The sequence below is a fragment of the Nonomuraea sp. NPDC048892 genome, assembly GCF_040649735.1.
In the GTDB taxonomy this organism is placed as follows: Bacteria; Actinomycetota; Actinomycetes; order Streptosporangiales; family Streptosporangiaceae; genus Nonomuraea; species Nonomuraea maheshkhaliensis.
Genome location: NZ_JBEZFZ010000003.1, coordinates 93,089 through 107,483 on the forward strand (window position 1 = coordinate 93,089; position 14,395 = coordinate 107,483).

Genomic DNA, 14,395 nt, shown 5'->3' on the forward strand with positions numbered 1-14,395 from the left:
GGTCATCAATGTTAGGGCCGCCGGGCCTGCCCGGCGGCCCCTTGATTCACTTCTTCGGCGGGACCACGTGGACGATCGCGCCGAGGTTGCCCGGCAGCGGGCTCACCAGTTTGAACTGCACGCCCAGCGCCTTGCCCTCGTCACCGGGGTTGCCGGTGCCGAGGGTCGAGCCGGCGGCCACCTGGCCGTACAGCTCCGTGGCGGGGGTGCCGTCCTGGTGCACCACACGGGTGGAGTAGCGCTGGTCGCCCTTGGAGGGCACGACCACCGAGGCGTCGACGTCCCGGTAGAACAGGCCGGTGCCGATCTGCTCGATGCCCGGGTACCAGGTCTTGGCGTCGGTGAAGGTGGAGACGCCCTTCTGTGCGGGGAAGTCCGTGCAGTAGGCGCTGTACGGCTCGTCCGCCGCCTCCAGGCACTCCTTGAACGGGTACGTCTTGCCGAACCCGAACGCGGCGTTCGAGGTCTGGACGCGCCCTTGCAGGTTCTTGTTGAGCGTCGGGTCCTTCGTGGCCGCGGCGCCGGTGCGGCGGAGCGGCTCGTAGTGGGAGTCGACGACCAGCAGGCTGCCCTTGGGGCCGATGCTCGGCGACTGGGTGACGGTCGATCCGACGTTGTTGTTGACGAACGTCGAGTCGCGGTACCACACCAGCAGGCCGGGCGCGTTGTACTTCACCTTCTGCACCTTCCACGCCCCCTCGCGGAGGTAGTCGGTGTCGTAGGTGTACTGCAGGCCCTTGTCGAAGCCGTCGAAGTTGCGCCACTCGGCGAGGTAGAAGCGGGAGATCTCGCGCTCGCCGTTGTTGCGGGTCCAGCCGGCTCCGCTGGTGTTGGTGAACGTGCCGCCGACGGGCTTCCAGCCGGTGTCGCCCTCGACGTCGTCGCTCCAGACGGAGGTGCCGCCGTTGGTGAGCTCGAAGTCGTCGGCGTGCCAGCCGCGCTCCTGGAAGGCGGCGTCGGAGTTGAACGTCAGCCGCAGCTTGACGCTCTGCCCGGCGAACGGCGTGAGGTTCACGTAGTCGTGCCGCCAGCCGCCGCTGTCACCGGTGAGGCCGTACTTCTTGTCGCCGAACGTCTTGAGGTTCTTGTTCGGGTCCGGGTAGTCGTCGGCCGTGCTGACCTCGTTGCCGGCCTCGTCGAAGACCTTCTGCTGGGTCCACGTCTCGCCGCCGTCGGTGGAGACCTCGACGAAGCCGAAGTCCCAGTCCTGCTCGATGACGTAGTTGTTCCACATCCAGAACTTCACGTCGGTCCCGGCGGGGACGGGCACGTCGCGGGTCAGGGTGAGGTTCGCCCAGTCCTGGTCGAGGCCGCTCCACCAGGCGTTGGAGCCGCTGTGCACGTCGATCATCTTCAGCGGCGTGGAGGCCAGGTTGACCCGGACGCCGTCCTGGGTGAGCTTGGGCGTGCGCGAGGACTGGCCGACCGTGACGAGCTTGGCGGCGTCACCCGGGTTGAACGTCTTCGGGTTGGCCCAGCCGAGCACCCACTTGTCCCACAGGCCCATGTGCGTCGGCATCGACTGGAAGATCGGGCCGGAGTGGGAGCCGCTGGACATGAGGTCCCAGAAGTCCACGGCGGAGCTGGCCGCGCCCGAGGTGTCGTACAGGTCGGGCAGGCCGAGGTCGTGGCCGTACTCGTGGGCGAAGACGCCGACGCCGGAGTCCTCCGGCTGCACGATGTAGTTCGAGATCTTCTTGTCGGTGCCGGGGATCTTGTAGCCGCCCGCGACCGCGCTGGAGTGCGCCCAGATCGCGTACGTGCCCTGGGCGCCGCCGTCGGAGGACTTGTCCTTGCCGGCGTGCACGAGCACCAGGTGGTCGATGACGCCGTCGGGCTCGGTGAAGTTGCCGTCGCCGTCGGCGTCGGAGATGTCCTCGACGTCGTAGTCGGCCCACGGGAAGTCGGGCTGCGCGGCGGCCAGGGCCTCGACCGTGTCGATCGGCAACTGCTGGGCGCCGAGCGGGTTGTCCGGGTGGCCGGACATGTCCTGCGGCGCGCCGCCACAGGCCGCGGCGCCGTAGTACGCCTCGGAGTGGGGCACCTTGATCCAGCCGACCGCGGAGCCGGTGACGGAGTAGGCCCCCTTCGACATCTCCTCGTACATCTTCTTCATGGTCTGGCCGGAGATGTCGATGCCGCGCTTGCCGTCGCGCGGGTCCTTCAGGTCCGGGCGCACGCGCTCGGTGATGCCCTTGTCCGTGTAGAGCATCTTGTTGAAGTGCGCGGTGCTGAAGTCCTTGACCCAGAAGGAGTTGTTGTCCTTCTGTGGCAGCGTCGCCGGGTCGGGGATGTTGTTGTGCAGCGGGCCGTTGAGCAGCGTGCCGGCCGGCTCGACGGCGCAGTCGTTCGGCGCGCTGTTGACCGTGCGCAGCCGGTTGAAGCCGGAGAAGTCGTCGTTGGCCTGGTCGTTGAACTCGACGAGCACGGTGAGGAGCTTGGCCGTGCGGGTCTGCTTGGAGTTCTTGAAGATCCATTCAGCGGGGTTGCGGCCGGACTTGACGGCCTGCTGCTCGCGCGCGGCGAGAATGCGACCGGCCGCCGGGTTTCCGCTGCTGAACTTGCGGTCGAACTTCTGCGCCGGGCTGAGCGAACGGGCCCGCTGGTCGGCGACCGCGGGGTCCTTTACTTCCTTCTCCACCTGCGGAGGCGCGTAATTGATGTAGAAGTCGGAGGCCGTGGGCTCATAGACCGCGACGGAGCTCGCCTGCGCGGCGGGCACGGACAACGCGGCGCCGAGCAGGGCCACCGCGGGAAGTGTTGCTAACAGGCGCTTTGTGCTGGGCACCAGGAACCCTCTCTGCCCGGGATCGCCGGGCGCATGGCCATAGGGTGTGCAATGCCGGACGTTAGAGGGTGCGTCAACGAGTCGTAAAGTACGTTGTTGAAACGTGATCAAACTACGACATTTCCACCATCAATACGGCGGCGACCACCCCGCCCGCGACGGCTCCTCCGTAACAGAGCAGCGCGATCAGCGGGTCGAACCTGGCGATGCCGAAGAGCTCCTCGCTGGTGTGCCGGATGCGGTGCGCGGCGTGGAAGAGACACAGCACGACGACCACCACCAGCCCCACCCGGACCAGCACGCCGTCCAGCAGCGCCCGCAGGTGCTCGGGCGTGGGCCAGGCCACGATCCCGAGCGGCATGAGCACCCCGAACAGCAGCACCAGCACGGGCAGCAGCAGCGCCGCCACCACTCCCCCGCCGCTGAACAGCAGCCACAGGTACGGCTCCGGCGTGCGCCTGGCCGAGCTTCCTCCACGCCTGGCCGGACCCCTCTCGCGCCTCACCGGAACCCCCTCAGGACGAAGAACGCGATGATCGCCGACACCACCAGCCACAACGAGTGGTTGCCGCCCTGGATCAGCCACGCGGGCAGCCGGTAGCCGTCCAGCCGCACCACGGTGGCCTTGGGCGCGAGGTTGAGGAACGTGATCGCGTGGAAGCAGGTCGCGGCCAGCGCCAGCACGTTGATCGCGATCATCCACGGCCGGGCGGCCAGCGCCGCGAACTCCGGCAGGCTCCCGCCCAGCACCGCGTCCACGAGCAGCAGCAGGAAGACGACCGCCCAGGCCACGAAGACGCTGGTCAGCTCGCGCAGCACGAAGACGGTGTAGGCGCGGCTGCGGGCGAACCAGAAGGCGTCCCGCCGCGGCCGGTAGTCGCCGGGGGCGACGCCGGTCTTCATCGCCGGCTCCACGGCAGCACCGAGCGCAGGGCCGCGGTCAGCTTGTAACGCTGGATGGCCTCGGCCGGATCCACGTGCTTGGGGCAGACGCTGGTGCACTCGCCGACGAACGTGCAGCCCCACACCGAGTCCTCCAGGTTGAGCACGTCGAACCGGTCGCCCATGTCCCGCGAGTCCAGGTTGTAACGCTGGGCCAGCGCCATCGCCGCCGGGCCGAGGAAGTCGGGGTCGAGCACGTAGACGGGGCAGGCCGAGTAACACAGCAGGCAGTTGATGCACATGCTGTACTGCTTGTACGCCTCCAACTGCTCGGGCGTCTGGGCGTACTCGGCCGTCAGCGGCGGCTCCTCCCCCTCCCTGATCAGCCAGGGCCGCACGGACGACAGCTTGGCCAGGAAGTCGTCGATGTCCACGACCAGGTCCCTGATCACGGGGAAGCCCTTGAGCGGCTCGATCCTGACCGGCCCCTCGCCGTACTCGGTCAGGAAGGTGCCGCAGGTCAGCCGGGGTTCGCCGTTGACGTTCATGCCGCACGAGCCGCACACGCCCATCCGGCACGACCACCGGTAGGACAGGCTGCCGTCGAGCCGGTCCTTGATGTAGTTGAGCCCGTCGAGCACCGCCCAGTCGGCCATGAGCGGCACCTCGTAGTCCTGGAACACCGGCTCGGCGTCCTCGCCAGGCCGGTAGCGGGAGACCTCCATGCGGATCGTGCGCGTGCTCGCCCGCCGTACCGCCTCGGTGGTGTCAGTCACGGCCGTAGACCCTTTCTCCCGGAGGCCAGCGGGTGATCGTCACGGGCAGCAGCCCGACGGACGGGGCGCCGTCGGGCGCGCGGTGCACGAGCGAGTGGGCCAGGTACGTCTCGTCGTCCCTGGCGGTGAAGTCGGTGCGCTGGTGCGCGCCGCGCGACTCCTGCCTGTTCAGCGCGCAGGCCACCACGGTCTGCGCGATCTCCAGCATGGCGTGCAGCTCCTGAAGGCTGATCAGCTCGGTGTTGAAGGCGGTGCTGGTGTCGTCGACGCGCGCTTCTTGGGCGCGCTCACGCAGGTCCGCGAGCGTGTCGGCGGCCTTGGCCAGCACGTCTCCCGCGCGGTAGATGCCGGCGGCTCCCTCCAGCGTGTGCTGCATCCGTTCGCGCAGGTCGGCGATCCGCTCACCGTGGCTGCTGCCCCCGCGCACGCGTTCCAACCGCCGCCGCTCGTCCTCTCCCTGGGTGCGTACGGCCGCCACCTCCGCCGCGCCGGCGTGCGACCTGGCGAACGCGGCGGCCGCGATCCCGGCCCTGCGGCCGAAGACGAGGATCTCCGGCAGCGAGTTGGAGCCGAGCCGGTTGGCGCCGTTGATGCTCACGCACGCCGTCTCCCCGGCCGCGAACAGGCCGGCGATCGGAGTGGCGCCGTCGATGTCGGTGTGGACGCCGCCCATCATGTAGTGCGCGACGGGCCGCACGGGGATGAGGTCGGTGGCCGGGTCGAGGTTCTGGTAGCTGCGGCACAGCTCGCGCACGAACGGGATCCGGGCGTCGATCTTCGACTCGCCGAGGTGGCGCAGGTCGAGGTAGACGACGGGCCCGTACGGGGTGTCCACCGTGCGGCCCTTCTCCTGCTCGTGCACGAACGCCTGCGACAGCCGGTCGCGCGGCCCGAGCTCCATGCTGCGCAGCTTCGGCGTGGGCGTGGGGCTGCCGAGGTCGTAGTCCTGGAGGTAGCGGTAGCCGTCCTTGTTGATCAGCCAGCCGCCCTCCGCCCTGGCCGCCTCGGTGATGAGGATGCCGGTGAAGGGCAGGCCGGTGGGGTGGTACTGAACGAACTCCATGTCCTTCAGCGGCGCGCCCTCGCGGTAGGCCAGGGCCATGCCGTCGCCCGTCTTGATGGCGGCGTTCGTGGTGAAGGGGAAGATCCTGCCGCAGCCGCCGGTGGCCAGGACGACCGTTCTGGCGGGGATGGTCTCGATGCGGCCGGTCCTGATCTCGACGGCCACGACGCCGTGCACCCGGCCGTCGTCGACGACGAGCTTGGTGACGTACCACTCGTCGTACCTGATGATGTCCTGATATTTCAGGGTGGTCTGGAAGAGCGTGTGCAGGAGGTGGAAGCCGGTCTTGTCGGCGGCGTACCAGGTGCGCATCTTCTTCATCCCGCCGAACGGGCGCACCGCGACCCGGCCGTCGCTCTCCCGGCTCCACGGGCAGCCCCAGTGCTCCAGCTGGATCAGCTCCTTGGGCGCCTCCGACACGAACGCCTCCACCGCGTCCTGGTCGCAGAGCCAGTCGCCGCCCGAGATCGTGTCGTAGCAGTGCTCGTCGAGCGTGTCGCCGGCGCCGATCACGGCGGCGGCGCCGCCCTCGGCGGAGACGGTGTGGCTGCGCATCGGATAGACCTTCGACACGACCGCCACCCTGAGCGAGGGGTCGGTCTCGGCGACCGCGATCGCCGCCCGCAGCCCCGCTCCGCCTCCCCCGACGATGAGCACATCGATCATTGGGGTCACACTCCGTGGTCCGGTTGGATCGGGTCCTTCACCCGCTTGCCGTCGTGGCGGATGGCGGACAGGTGGATGCTGCCGTCGTGGTACTCGTGGCGGATCCTGCGGCAGCCGCAGTCGAAGAGCTGATCCCGGATGACCAGGCCGTAACCGTCGTCGTCGAGAAGACGTTCACCGCCCGACTTCTTCCCGCAGGGGGCCGTCTCGGGGTCGAAGGGAGTCTTCGTGCCGGTCATCGCCGATCTCCTTAGATGGGCGAAACATGGGGGGTCAGCCGGGCTCGTCCTGACGCGGCGGCACCTCAGGGGCGCCGACCGTGCTCTCCTGGCCGCTTGCTGGGGTCTCGTCCGGCTCGTGCGGGTAGTGCAGGTCGAACGCGGGCCGCTCGGAGCGGATGCTCGGCATGCTGGTGAAGTTGTGGCGCGGCGGCGGGCAGCTCGTGGCCCATTCCAGGGACCCGCCGTAGCCCCACGGGTCGTCGAGCGTGACCTTGGGCGCGTGCCTGGCGGTCTTCCAGACGTTGTAGAGGAACGGCAGCGTCGAGGCGCCCAGCAGGAACGCCCCGACCGAGGAGATCTGGTTGAGCGCCGTGAACCCGTCGGCCGGGCTGTAGTCGGCGTACCGCCTGGGCATCCCGGCCTGGCCGAGCCAGTGCTGGATGAGGAACGTGGTGTGGAAGCCGAGGAACAGCGTCCAGAAATGCACCTTGCCCAGCCGGTCGTCCAGCATCCGGCCGGTCATCTTCGGCCACCAGAAGTAGAACCCGGCGAACATGGCGAACACCACCGTGCCGAAGACCACGTAGTGGAAGTGGGCGACGACGAAATAGCTGTCGGTGATGTGGAAGTCGAGCGGCGGCGAGGCCAGGATGACCCCGGTCAGCCCGCCGAGCAGGAACGTCACCAGGAAGCCCACCGCGAACAACATGGGCGACTCGAAGCTCAGATGGCCCCGCCACATCGTGCCGATCCAGTTGAAGAACTTCACGCCCGTCGGCACCGCGATGAGGAACGTCATGAACGAGAAGAACGGCAGCAGCACCTGCCCGGTCGGGAACATGTGGTGCGCCCAGACGGTCATCGACAGCCCGGCGATGGAGATGGTGGCGCCGATCAGGCTCATGTAGCCGAAGATCGGCTTGCGGCTGAACACCGGGATGACCTCGGTGACGATGCCGAAGAACGGCAGCGCGATGATGTAGACCTCGGGGTGGCCGAAGAACCAGAACAGGTGCTGCCAGAGCAGCGGCCCGCCGTTCTCGGCCAGGAAGACCTGTGTGCCGAGCTTGCGGTCCGACTCCAGCACCAGCAGCGCCGCCGCCAGCACGGGGAAGGCCATGAGCACGAGCATGCTGGTCAGCAGCACGTTCCAGGTGAAGATCGGCATCCGGAACATGGTCATGCCGGGCGCGCGCATGCCGATGATCGTGGTGATGAAGTTGACCGCGCCGAGGATCGTGCCGAGGCCCGACAGGGCCAGCCCCATGATCCACAGGTCCGCGCCGACCTGCGGCGAGTACACGACGTCCGACAGCGGCGTGTACGCGAACCAGCCGAAGTCGGCCGCCCCGCCCGGCGTGAGGAACCCGGCCACCACCATGAGCCCGCCGAACAGGAACAGCCAGTAGGCGACCGCGTTGAGCCGGGGGAAGGCCACGTCGGGCGCGCCGATCTGCAGCGGCATGACCACGTTGGCGAACCCGGCGAACAGCGGCGTGGCGAACAGCAGCAGCATCACCGTGCCGTGGATGGTGAACAGCTGGTTGTACTGCTGCTGGCTGACGAGCTGCATGCCGGGCGCGGCCAGCTCGGCCCTGATGACCATGGCCATGACGCCCGCCAGGAGGAAGAACCCGAACGAGGTGATCAGGTAGAGGTACCCGATGACCTTGTGGTCGGTCGTCGACATCCAGGAGGCGATGACGGTCCCGGTGCGGCGGCGCCTGACCTGCTCGATCGAGGTCTCGCGAACAGTCGTCACGGGTGCTCCCTCCGACGTGGAGTTGTGCCTGCCCCGATCTACCCATTCCACGTCAACGATCGCCGCTCGGGAAGGCGTTCTTTGACATTCGCCACCGAAAGCTTTGGTGATCTCCCCCGGCGGGGCCCGCCAGGGTGTCCAGATGGCGGATATCGAGCGGTCCACCTGGCGGCGTCTTCTATCCTTCGATAGCCGAAGCCGAACCGAGGAGATGATCGTGACCGCTCAGCGTGACTACGCCGACCTCGTCCAGCGGGGGCTCTCGCTCGACCTGACCCGGGGCAAGCCGTCGCCGCGCCAGCTCGATCTCTCCAACGCCATGCTCACACTGCCGACGTCCTACCGGGCGGCCGACGGCAGCGACGGCCGCAACTACGGCAACCTCCAGGGGCTGGCCGAGCTGCGCGAGCTGTTCGCACCGCTGATCCAGGTGCCGGCCGGTCAGCTCGTCGTCGGGGGCAACGCCAGCCTGGCCCTGATGCACGACACGATCGTGCACGCGCTGCTGAGCCCGGTGCCCGGGGCCGCGCGCCGGTGGATCGAGGAGCCGGAGATCACGTTCCTGTGCCCTGTGCCCGGCTATGACCGGCATTTCACCATCTGTGAGCGGCTGGGCATCAAGATGGTCAGCGTCCCGATGACCGCCGACGGCCCCGACATGGACGTCGTCGAGCGCCTGGTCGCCGCCGACGCGAGCGTCAAGGGCATGTGGTGCGTGCCGAAGTACAGCAACCCGACCGGCGTCACCTACAGCGACGAGACCGTGCGCCGGCTGGCCGCCATGACCACCGCCGCCCCTGACTTCCGCCTCTTCTGGGACAACGCCTACGCCGTCCACCACCTCACCGACACCCCCGACGAGCTGGCCGACCTGCTCGCCCTCAGCGCTGAGCACGGCCACCCCGACCGCGTGTTCGTCTACGCCTCGACCTCGAAGGTGACGCTGGCCGGCGCGGGCGTGTCGTTCTTCGGCTCCTCGCCCGAGAACGTGAAGTGGTTCCTGCACAACACCTCGAAGCAGTCCATCGGCCCCGACAAGATCAACCAGCTCCGTCACGTGGAGTTCCTGCGTGACGGCGCCGGCGTGGCCGCGCACATGCGGCGGCACGCCGAGCTGGTCGGGGCGAAGTTCGAGCTGGTGGACAAGGTGCTGAGCGAGCGGCTCGGCGGCCTGGCCACCTGGACCAGCCCCAGGGGCGGCTACTTCGTCAGCCTGGAGGTGCCGCACGCCGCCGAGGTGGTGGCCAAGGCCAAGGCGGCCGGGATCGCGCTGACGCCCGCGGGCGCCACGCACCCGTACGGGAAGGACCCCGACGACCGCACGATCAGGATCGCGCCGACCTTCCCCGAGCTGGACGAGCTGGAGCAGGCCATCGAGGGGCTGGCGACCTGCGTGCGACTGGTCGCCGACGAGCGGGGCTGAGCCCGCCCTCCGTCATCGGGAGGCGCCGCCGTTCCTGAAGCCGAAGATGTACTCGCGCGTCTCGCTCGGATGGAACGGGACGCCGACACCCGGCTCGAAGGCGACGTTGTCGCGGGGGCAGTAATAGAGGCGTTCCCAGACGGCCAGGGCCTTCTCCCTGGCCGGCGCCTCCTGCGTGTCGCGCTTGCGGGCGCCGTACGAGCCGAGCACGTTCAGCAGCCCGAGCCCCCAGAACAGGCCCGTCAGGCAGAACGGCGCCAGCAGCACCTCGCCCCAGCGCGGGTCCTGACCCATCGCGATCACCAGCGACACGACCAGATGAACCAGGGCCGCCACCAGTAGCAGCACGTAGCCCTGGTTCCTGGCCCACGGCGTGTAGTGGCGGGCGGGGAACGACAGCCAGACCGCGAGCTGCGTGCGACTCATGACGTGTTTCGACGCGCCGAGCGAGGCCGCCGTCGGCAGATCGGCGATCTCACGCGTCCCCGGTAACCTGACCCGCCCGATCCTGTACGTGGTACCGGCGGCGACCGCCCCGGGAACCGCAACGACCTGGCCGGTCTCCGAGCACACCGGGCACCTGACTTCCACCCGGGCAGTCTGGCCTTAAGGAACGCACTGCGCAAACCGTCCGTCACACCGTGCGGGCGGGCGGCGCCGGCCGCCGCTTCCTCGCACCGGGAGTGCGCCTAGGGTGCATAGTGTGAGACCGATCGATGCCCTGGTGAACTCCCTGCCCGAAGCCCGCGTCATCACCGACCCCGACGTGATCGACTCCTACGCCCGTGACCGCACGTTCCTGGAGCCGGGCAAGCCGCTCGGCGTGGTGCTCGCCGCCTCGCGCGACGACGTGGTGACCACCCTGCGCTGGGCCACCGAGCACCGGGTACCGGTGGTGCCCAGGGGCGGGGGCACCGGACTGGCCGGCGCCTCGGTCGCCGGCGACGGCTCCATCGTGCTGTCGCTGGCCAGGATGACGGCGATCAGGGAGCTGTCACCGGCCGACGAGATCGCCGTCGTCGAGCCCGGCGTCATCACCGCCGACCTCGACCGGGCCGCCAGGGAGCACGGGCTCATGTACGCGCCCGACCCGTCCTCGTACGAGATCTCCACCATCGGCGGCAACCTGGCCACCAACGCGGGCGGGCTGCGCTGCGTGAAGTACGGCGTGACCAGGGACTCGGCGCTCGGCCTTGAGGTCGTGCTGGCCGACGGCCGGATCATGAACACCGGCCGGCGCACGATGAAGGGCGTCACCGGCTACGACCTGACCGGCCTGTTCGTCGGCTCGGAAGGCACGCTCGGCGTGATCACCGCCGCCACGGTGCGGCTGCGCCGCGCGCCGGCCGCGCCGCCCGCGACGTTCGCCGCCGAGTTCGGCTCGCTGCGCGACGCGGGCGCGGCCGTCTCGGCGATCATGGCGGCCGGCTGCCAGCCGTCGCTCATGGAACTGCTCGACCGGGCCACGCTGGAGGCCATCGACGAGTGGCGCAACATCGGCCTCGAACCCGGCACGCAGGCCATGCTGATCGGCCAGTCCGACGCCGCCGACAGCCAGGCCATGGCCGCGCGCATGGAGGAGATCTGCACCTCGAACGGGGCCTCGTTCGTGGCCGTGTCCTCCAGTCCGGAGGAGGCCGACGAGCTGATCGGGCTGCGCCGGCTGGCGTACGGGGCCAAGGAGCGGCAGGGCGCGTGCCTGGTCGAGGACGTGTGCGTGCCCCGGTCGGCGCTGCCCGACATGATCACCGCGATCGAGGCGGCGGCGGTCAGGCACGGAGTGCGGATCGCCACGGTGGCGCACGCGGGCGACGGCAACGTGCATCCGGTCTTCATCTTCGAGCACGGGTCCGTGGAGCCGCCGCCCGAGGTGTGGGCCGCGGCGGACGAGGTGTTCAAGCGGGCGCTGGAGTTCGGCGGCACGCTCACCGGGGAGCACGGGGTGGGGCTGCTGAAGCGGCGGTGGCTGGGGCTGGAGTCCGGGCCGGTGGCGGAGGAGGTGCAGCGGGGCATCAAAGCCGTCTTCGACCCGCTCGGCATCCTCAACCCCGGCAAGGCGATCTGACGTCCGGTGCAAATCGATCTTGCCTTGACCAAGCCGTGACTTCGGTCACTGATGTGTACTCGACCTGCGACGAAACGCTGACTTTGCTCGTCAAAACATGAATCTTCTGACAGGTCCGGCAGACGCCCCGTCTGTCGCGCTGGTAGCGTTTTGCCTCATCTATTGGGTGGTAATGGGGGTCCGACGTGAATCAGTTCCAGCCGTTGGCGGCGGACGACCCGCGGCGGCTGGGGGCGTTCGACATCGTCGCCCGGCTCGGCGAGGGTGGCCAGGGCGTTGTCTATCTCGGCAAGAGCGACTCCGGTGAGCAGGTCGCGGTCAAGCTGCTGCACCACGCCCTGGTGGCCGATACCGATGCCAGGACGCGGTTCCTGCGCGAGGTTGCGGTGGCCCAGCGGGTGGCCAGGTTCTGCACCGCTCCAGTGCTGCACGCCGACCTCGACGGGAGCCGGCCGTACATCGTGAGCGAGTTCGTCCCGGGGCCGTCGCTCCGGGAGCTCGTGATCAACGAGGGGCCGCGGCGGGGCGCGGCGCTCGAACGCCTGGCGATCAGTACGGCCACCGCGCTCGCGGCCATCCACCGTGCCGGGATCCTGCACCGCGACTTCAAGCCCGCCAACGTCCTCATGGGGCCCGAGGGTCCCGTCGTGATCGACTTCGGCATCGCCCGCGCCCTCGACTCCCCCGGCGCGACCGCCACCGGCATGGCCATGGGGACGCCCTCGTACCTGGCGCCCGAGCAGCTCAGCGGGGCGGCGGTGTCCGAGGCGGCCGACGTGTTCGCGTGGGGCGTCACGATGGTGTTCGCCGCGACGGGCAAGCCCGCGTTCGGCGCCGACTCCATCCCCGTCGTGATGAACCGGATCCTCAATGAGGAGCCGGAGCTGGAGCAGATGGAGGGCGGGGTCCTCGGGGACCTGGTGGCCGCCTGCCTGTCGAAGGACCCGTCCCAGCGGCCCAGCGCCGACGAGCTGATCGTGCACCTGACCGGCCAGCCGGCCCCGAACGCGGCCGTCGAGCCGGTCACGGGCCGGCAGAAGACGGCCGGCGCCGCCGCGGCGGGTGCCGCCGCGAGTGGCGCGGGTGGCGCCGGCGGCCAGGGGGCTGCCGGTGGCGCGGCGGGATCCGCGCAGGACAACTACCCCGGTCCCTGGCATCAGCCGACCGGCCCCGTCGCGGTGGGCGGGCCGCTCCAGACGGGCCCGCAGTCCGTGGCGCCGCCGCAGACGGGCGACTACGGCCACGCGGCCGCCGCCGTTCAGGGCGGCCCTGCCGGCCACGCGCCCCAGGCCGGGCCTCAGGCGGGCGCGCCGCACGGCGGCCCTGGCGGCCTTCTGGCCGGCGGGCAGCAGGGCGGTCCTGGCGGTCCCCTTGCCGGTACGCCGCAGGCCGGACCGCATGGTGCGGCTCAGAGCGGGCCACAGCCGGGCATGGCGCAGGGCGCGCAGGCCGGTGGGGCGCAGGGTGCGCAGGCGGGCATGGGGCAGGGTGGTCATGGGGCGTTCGGGGCGCATCAGCCCGGCGCGTTCCCGCCCGGCGCTCCCCAGCCGCCGCACCGTCCCGGTCAGGTCGGGGCCGGCATGCAGGCGTCCGGGATGCCGCACGGCCCCGGCGCTGTCGGCGGCCCCTTCCCCGGCGGTCACGGCGGCACGGGCCATCCCGGTGGACCCGGTGGCAACGGCCCCGGTGCCGGTGGAATCGGCGCCGGCGGAATCGGCGCCGGTCATGGTGCGGGCGGACCTGGTGCCGGTGGCCCTGGAGTCGGTGGACCCGGTGTCGGCGGGCCCGGTTCCGGTGGGCCTGGGCAGTCCGGTGACGGGGTGCCGGCGAAGCAGCGCCGTACGCTGACCCTCGCCCTCTCCGGCGCCGCCGCGGCCGCGTTGCTCGTCGTGGCCGGCGCGGTCGTCGTGCAGGCGAACAGCGGCAAGGAGGTCCCGGTCGTCGCCGTGGGCAACACCTCCACCGAGCCCGACGGCGGCTCCGGCGCGGGCCAGCCGGGCGAGCCGCCCGAGTCCGTGCAGCAGACCCTGCCGCCGGAGATCCCGACGGACACCACGCCTCCCGTTCCCACCCTGGAGATCGAGGAGAAGAAGACGCGGAAGCCCACCAGGGAGCCCGTCGCCCAGGTGCCCAACCCGGCCACGCAGGCGCCCCGGCCGCAGACCACCACGAGCCGGCCGCAGCCTTCTCCGAGCAAGACGAAGAAGAAGAGCACGAACATGGTCGAGCCGGATCCCGATCCGTCGACCCGGCCGTTCGACGAATCCGCGAAGGCCACCAACCAGCCGGCCAAGCCGTCGCAGCCGCCGCTGAAGCCCAACACGGCCACGCCGGTCGGGGTGTGCGGCGCCGGATACAAGGTGATCAGCTCGCACAAGCTGGGCGAGGGCGCCACGACGTACCTGCTCTACCACGCCGGCGCGGGCAAGAACTGCGTGGTCACCATCTCGCGCATGATCATCCCGGCCAAGGTGAACATGAACGCGATCCTCCAGGTCAAGGGCGGCTCCAGCGCGAGCAACCCGGGCAAGTTCACCTCGTACGCCGGTCCCATCCGCCTGCCCGCCAAGAAGAAGTGCGTCATCTGGGGCGGCACGTGGCACAAGACCTCGTGGAAGTCCGGCTGGAGCCACTGCACCTGATCCAACGCTCCCGGCTCACGAGCCGTCGCCCGGCAACGGGCGGCGGCTCGCTCTGTGCCCGGGGCACCAGGCTGCGCTAGCGTGCTCAGCACATGATCGTCGGCTCT

At 70.0% G+C, this 14,395-nt stretch carries 11 protein-coding genes; 3 read left to right on the plus strand and 8 right to left on the minus strand.

The genetic code is table 11. From position 1 onward, the window contains the following. Positions 1-46 precede the first annotated feature (46 nt). From AB0C28_RS10220 to ctaD, 7 genes are all read right to left on the minus strand, one after another. Positions 47-2,788 carry an immune inhibitor A domain-containing protein gene (locus AB0C28_RS10220; RefSeq protein ID WP_358073642.1) on the minus strand — a complete coding sequence of 914 codons (2,742 nt, stop codon included), beginning with the start codon at positions 2,786-2,788 and terminating at the stop codon, positions 47-49. Between the two features lie 112 nt (positions 2,789-2,900). Next, on the minus strand, positions 2,901-3,293 hold the full coding sequence (frdD, locus tag AB0C28_RS10225; protein ID WP_357844995.1) for a fumarate reductase subunit FrdD: 393 nt from the start codon (positions 3,291-3,293) through the stop codon (positions 2,901-2,903). Continuing rightward, complete coding sequence (locus AB0C28_RS10230) at positions 3,290-3,691, minus strand: hypothetical protein (RefSeq protein WP_358073643.1); 402 nt, start codon at positions 3,689-3,691, stop codon at positions 3,290-3,292. Before AB0C28_RS10230 ends, frdD begins: the two co-directional genes overlap by 4 nt. Beyond that, positions 3,688-4,446 (minus strand): succinate dehydrogenase iron-sulfur subunit, encoded by a 759-nt coding sequence (gene sdhB / locus AB0C28_RS10235; RefSeq protein ID WP_357844989.1) that lies wholly within the window; start codon positions 4,444-4,446, stop codon positions 3,688-3,690. The genes AB0C28_RS10230 and sdhB overlap by 4 nt, the downstream gene beginning before the upstream one ends. After that, positions 4,439-6,175, minus strand: coding sequence for a fumarate reductase (quinol) flavoprotein subunit (gene frdA, locus AB0C28_RS10240; protein ID WP_357844986.1), 1,737 nt, complete (start codon positions 6,173-6,175; stop codon positions 4,439-4,441). Before frdA ends, sdhB begins: the two co-directional genes overlap by 8 nt. A gap of 5 nt (positions 6,176-6,180) precedes the next feature. After that, entirely contained in the window at positions 6,181-6,414 is a 234-nt protein-coding gene (locus tag AB0C28_RS10245; protein WP_346111646.1) for a hypothetical protein, read from the minus strand. Between the two features lie 34 nt (positions 6,415-6,448). Continuing rightward, positions 6,449-8,086 (minus strand): cytochrome c oxidase subunit I, encoded by a 1,638-nt coding sequence (gene ctaD, locus AB0C28_RS10250; protein WP_357845299.1) that lies wholly within the window; start codon positions 8,084-8,086, stop codon positions 6,449-6,451. Between the two features lie 214 nt (positions 8,087-8,300). Between ctaD and AB0C28_RS10255 the strand changes: the two genes are divergently transcribed. After that, positions 8,301-9,581 carry an aminotransferase class I/II-fold pyridoxal phosphate-dependent enzyme gene (locus tag AB0C28_RS10255; RefSeq protein ID WP_358073644.1) on the plus strand — a complete coding sequence of 427 codons (1,281 nt, stop codon included), beginning with the start codon at positions 8,301-8,303 and terminating at the stop codon, positions 9,579-9,581. A gap of 12 nt (positions 9,582-9,593) precedes the next feature. On the opposite strand, the gene AB0C28_RS10260 is transcribed toward AB0C28_RS10255, so the two are convergent. Further along, the gene (locus tag AB0C28_RS10260) at positions 9,594-10,007 is read right to left on the minus strand and encodes a hypothetical protein (RefSeq protein ID WP_358073645.1); all 414 of its coding nucleotides are present in this window, start codon (positions 10,005-10,007) and stop codon (positions 9,594-9,596) included. 277 nt (positions 10,008-10,284) lie between these two features. Here AB0C28_RS10260 and AB0C28_RS10265 point away from each other — a divergent pair, with 277 nt between their 5' ends. Then, positions 10,285-11,646, plus strand: a complete 1,362-nt coding sequence (locus AB0C28_RS10265; protein ID WP_357844976.1) for an FAD-linked oxidase C-terminal domain-containing protein — start codon at positions 10,285-10,287, stop codon at positions 11,644-11,646. A 185-nt stretch (positions 11,647-11,831) separates the two neighbouring features. Further along, positions 11,832-14,288 (plus strand): protein kinase, encoded by a 2,457-nt coding sequence (locus AB0C28_RS10270; protein ID WP_358073646.1) that lies wholly within the window; start codon positions 11,832-11,834, stop codon positions 14,286-14,288. Positions 14,289-14,395: the final 107 nt, after the last annotated feature.

Bases quoted from the DNA above. Each gene is read 5' to 3' on its own strand.
- AB0C28_RS10230 (WP_358073643.1), bottom strand. From the start codon at position 3,691: ATGAAGACCGGCGTCGCCCCCGGCGACTACCGGCCGCGGCGGGACGCC.
- AB0C28_RS10245 (WP_346111646.1), bottom strand. From the start codon at position 6,414: ATGACCGGCACGAAGACTCCCTTCGACCCCGAGACGGCCCCCTGCGGG.
- AB0C28_RS10255 (WP_358073644.1), top strand. From the start codon at position 8,301: ATGGCGGATATCGAGCGGTCCACCTGGCGGCGTCTTCTATCCTTCGAT.
- AB0C28_RS10260 (WP_358073645.1), bottom strand. From the start codon at position 10,007: ATGAGTCGCACGCAGCTCGCGGTCTGGCTGTCGTTCCCCGCCCGCCAC.
- frdA (WP_357844986.1), bottom strand. From the start codon at position 6,175: ATGATCGATGTGCTCATCGTCGGGGGAGGCGGAGCGGGGCTGCGGGCG.
- ctaD (WP_357845299.1), bottom strand. From the start codon at position 8,086: ATGTCGACGACCGACCACAAGGTCATCGGGTACCTCTACCTGATCACC.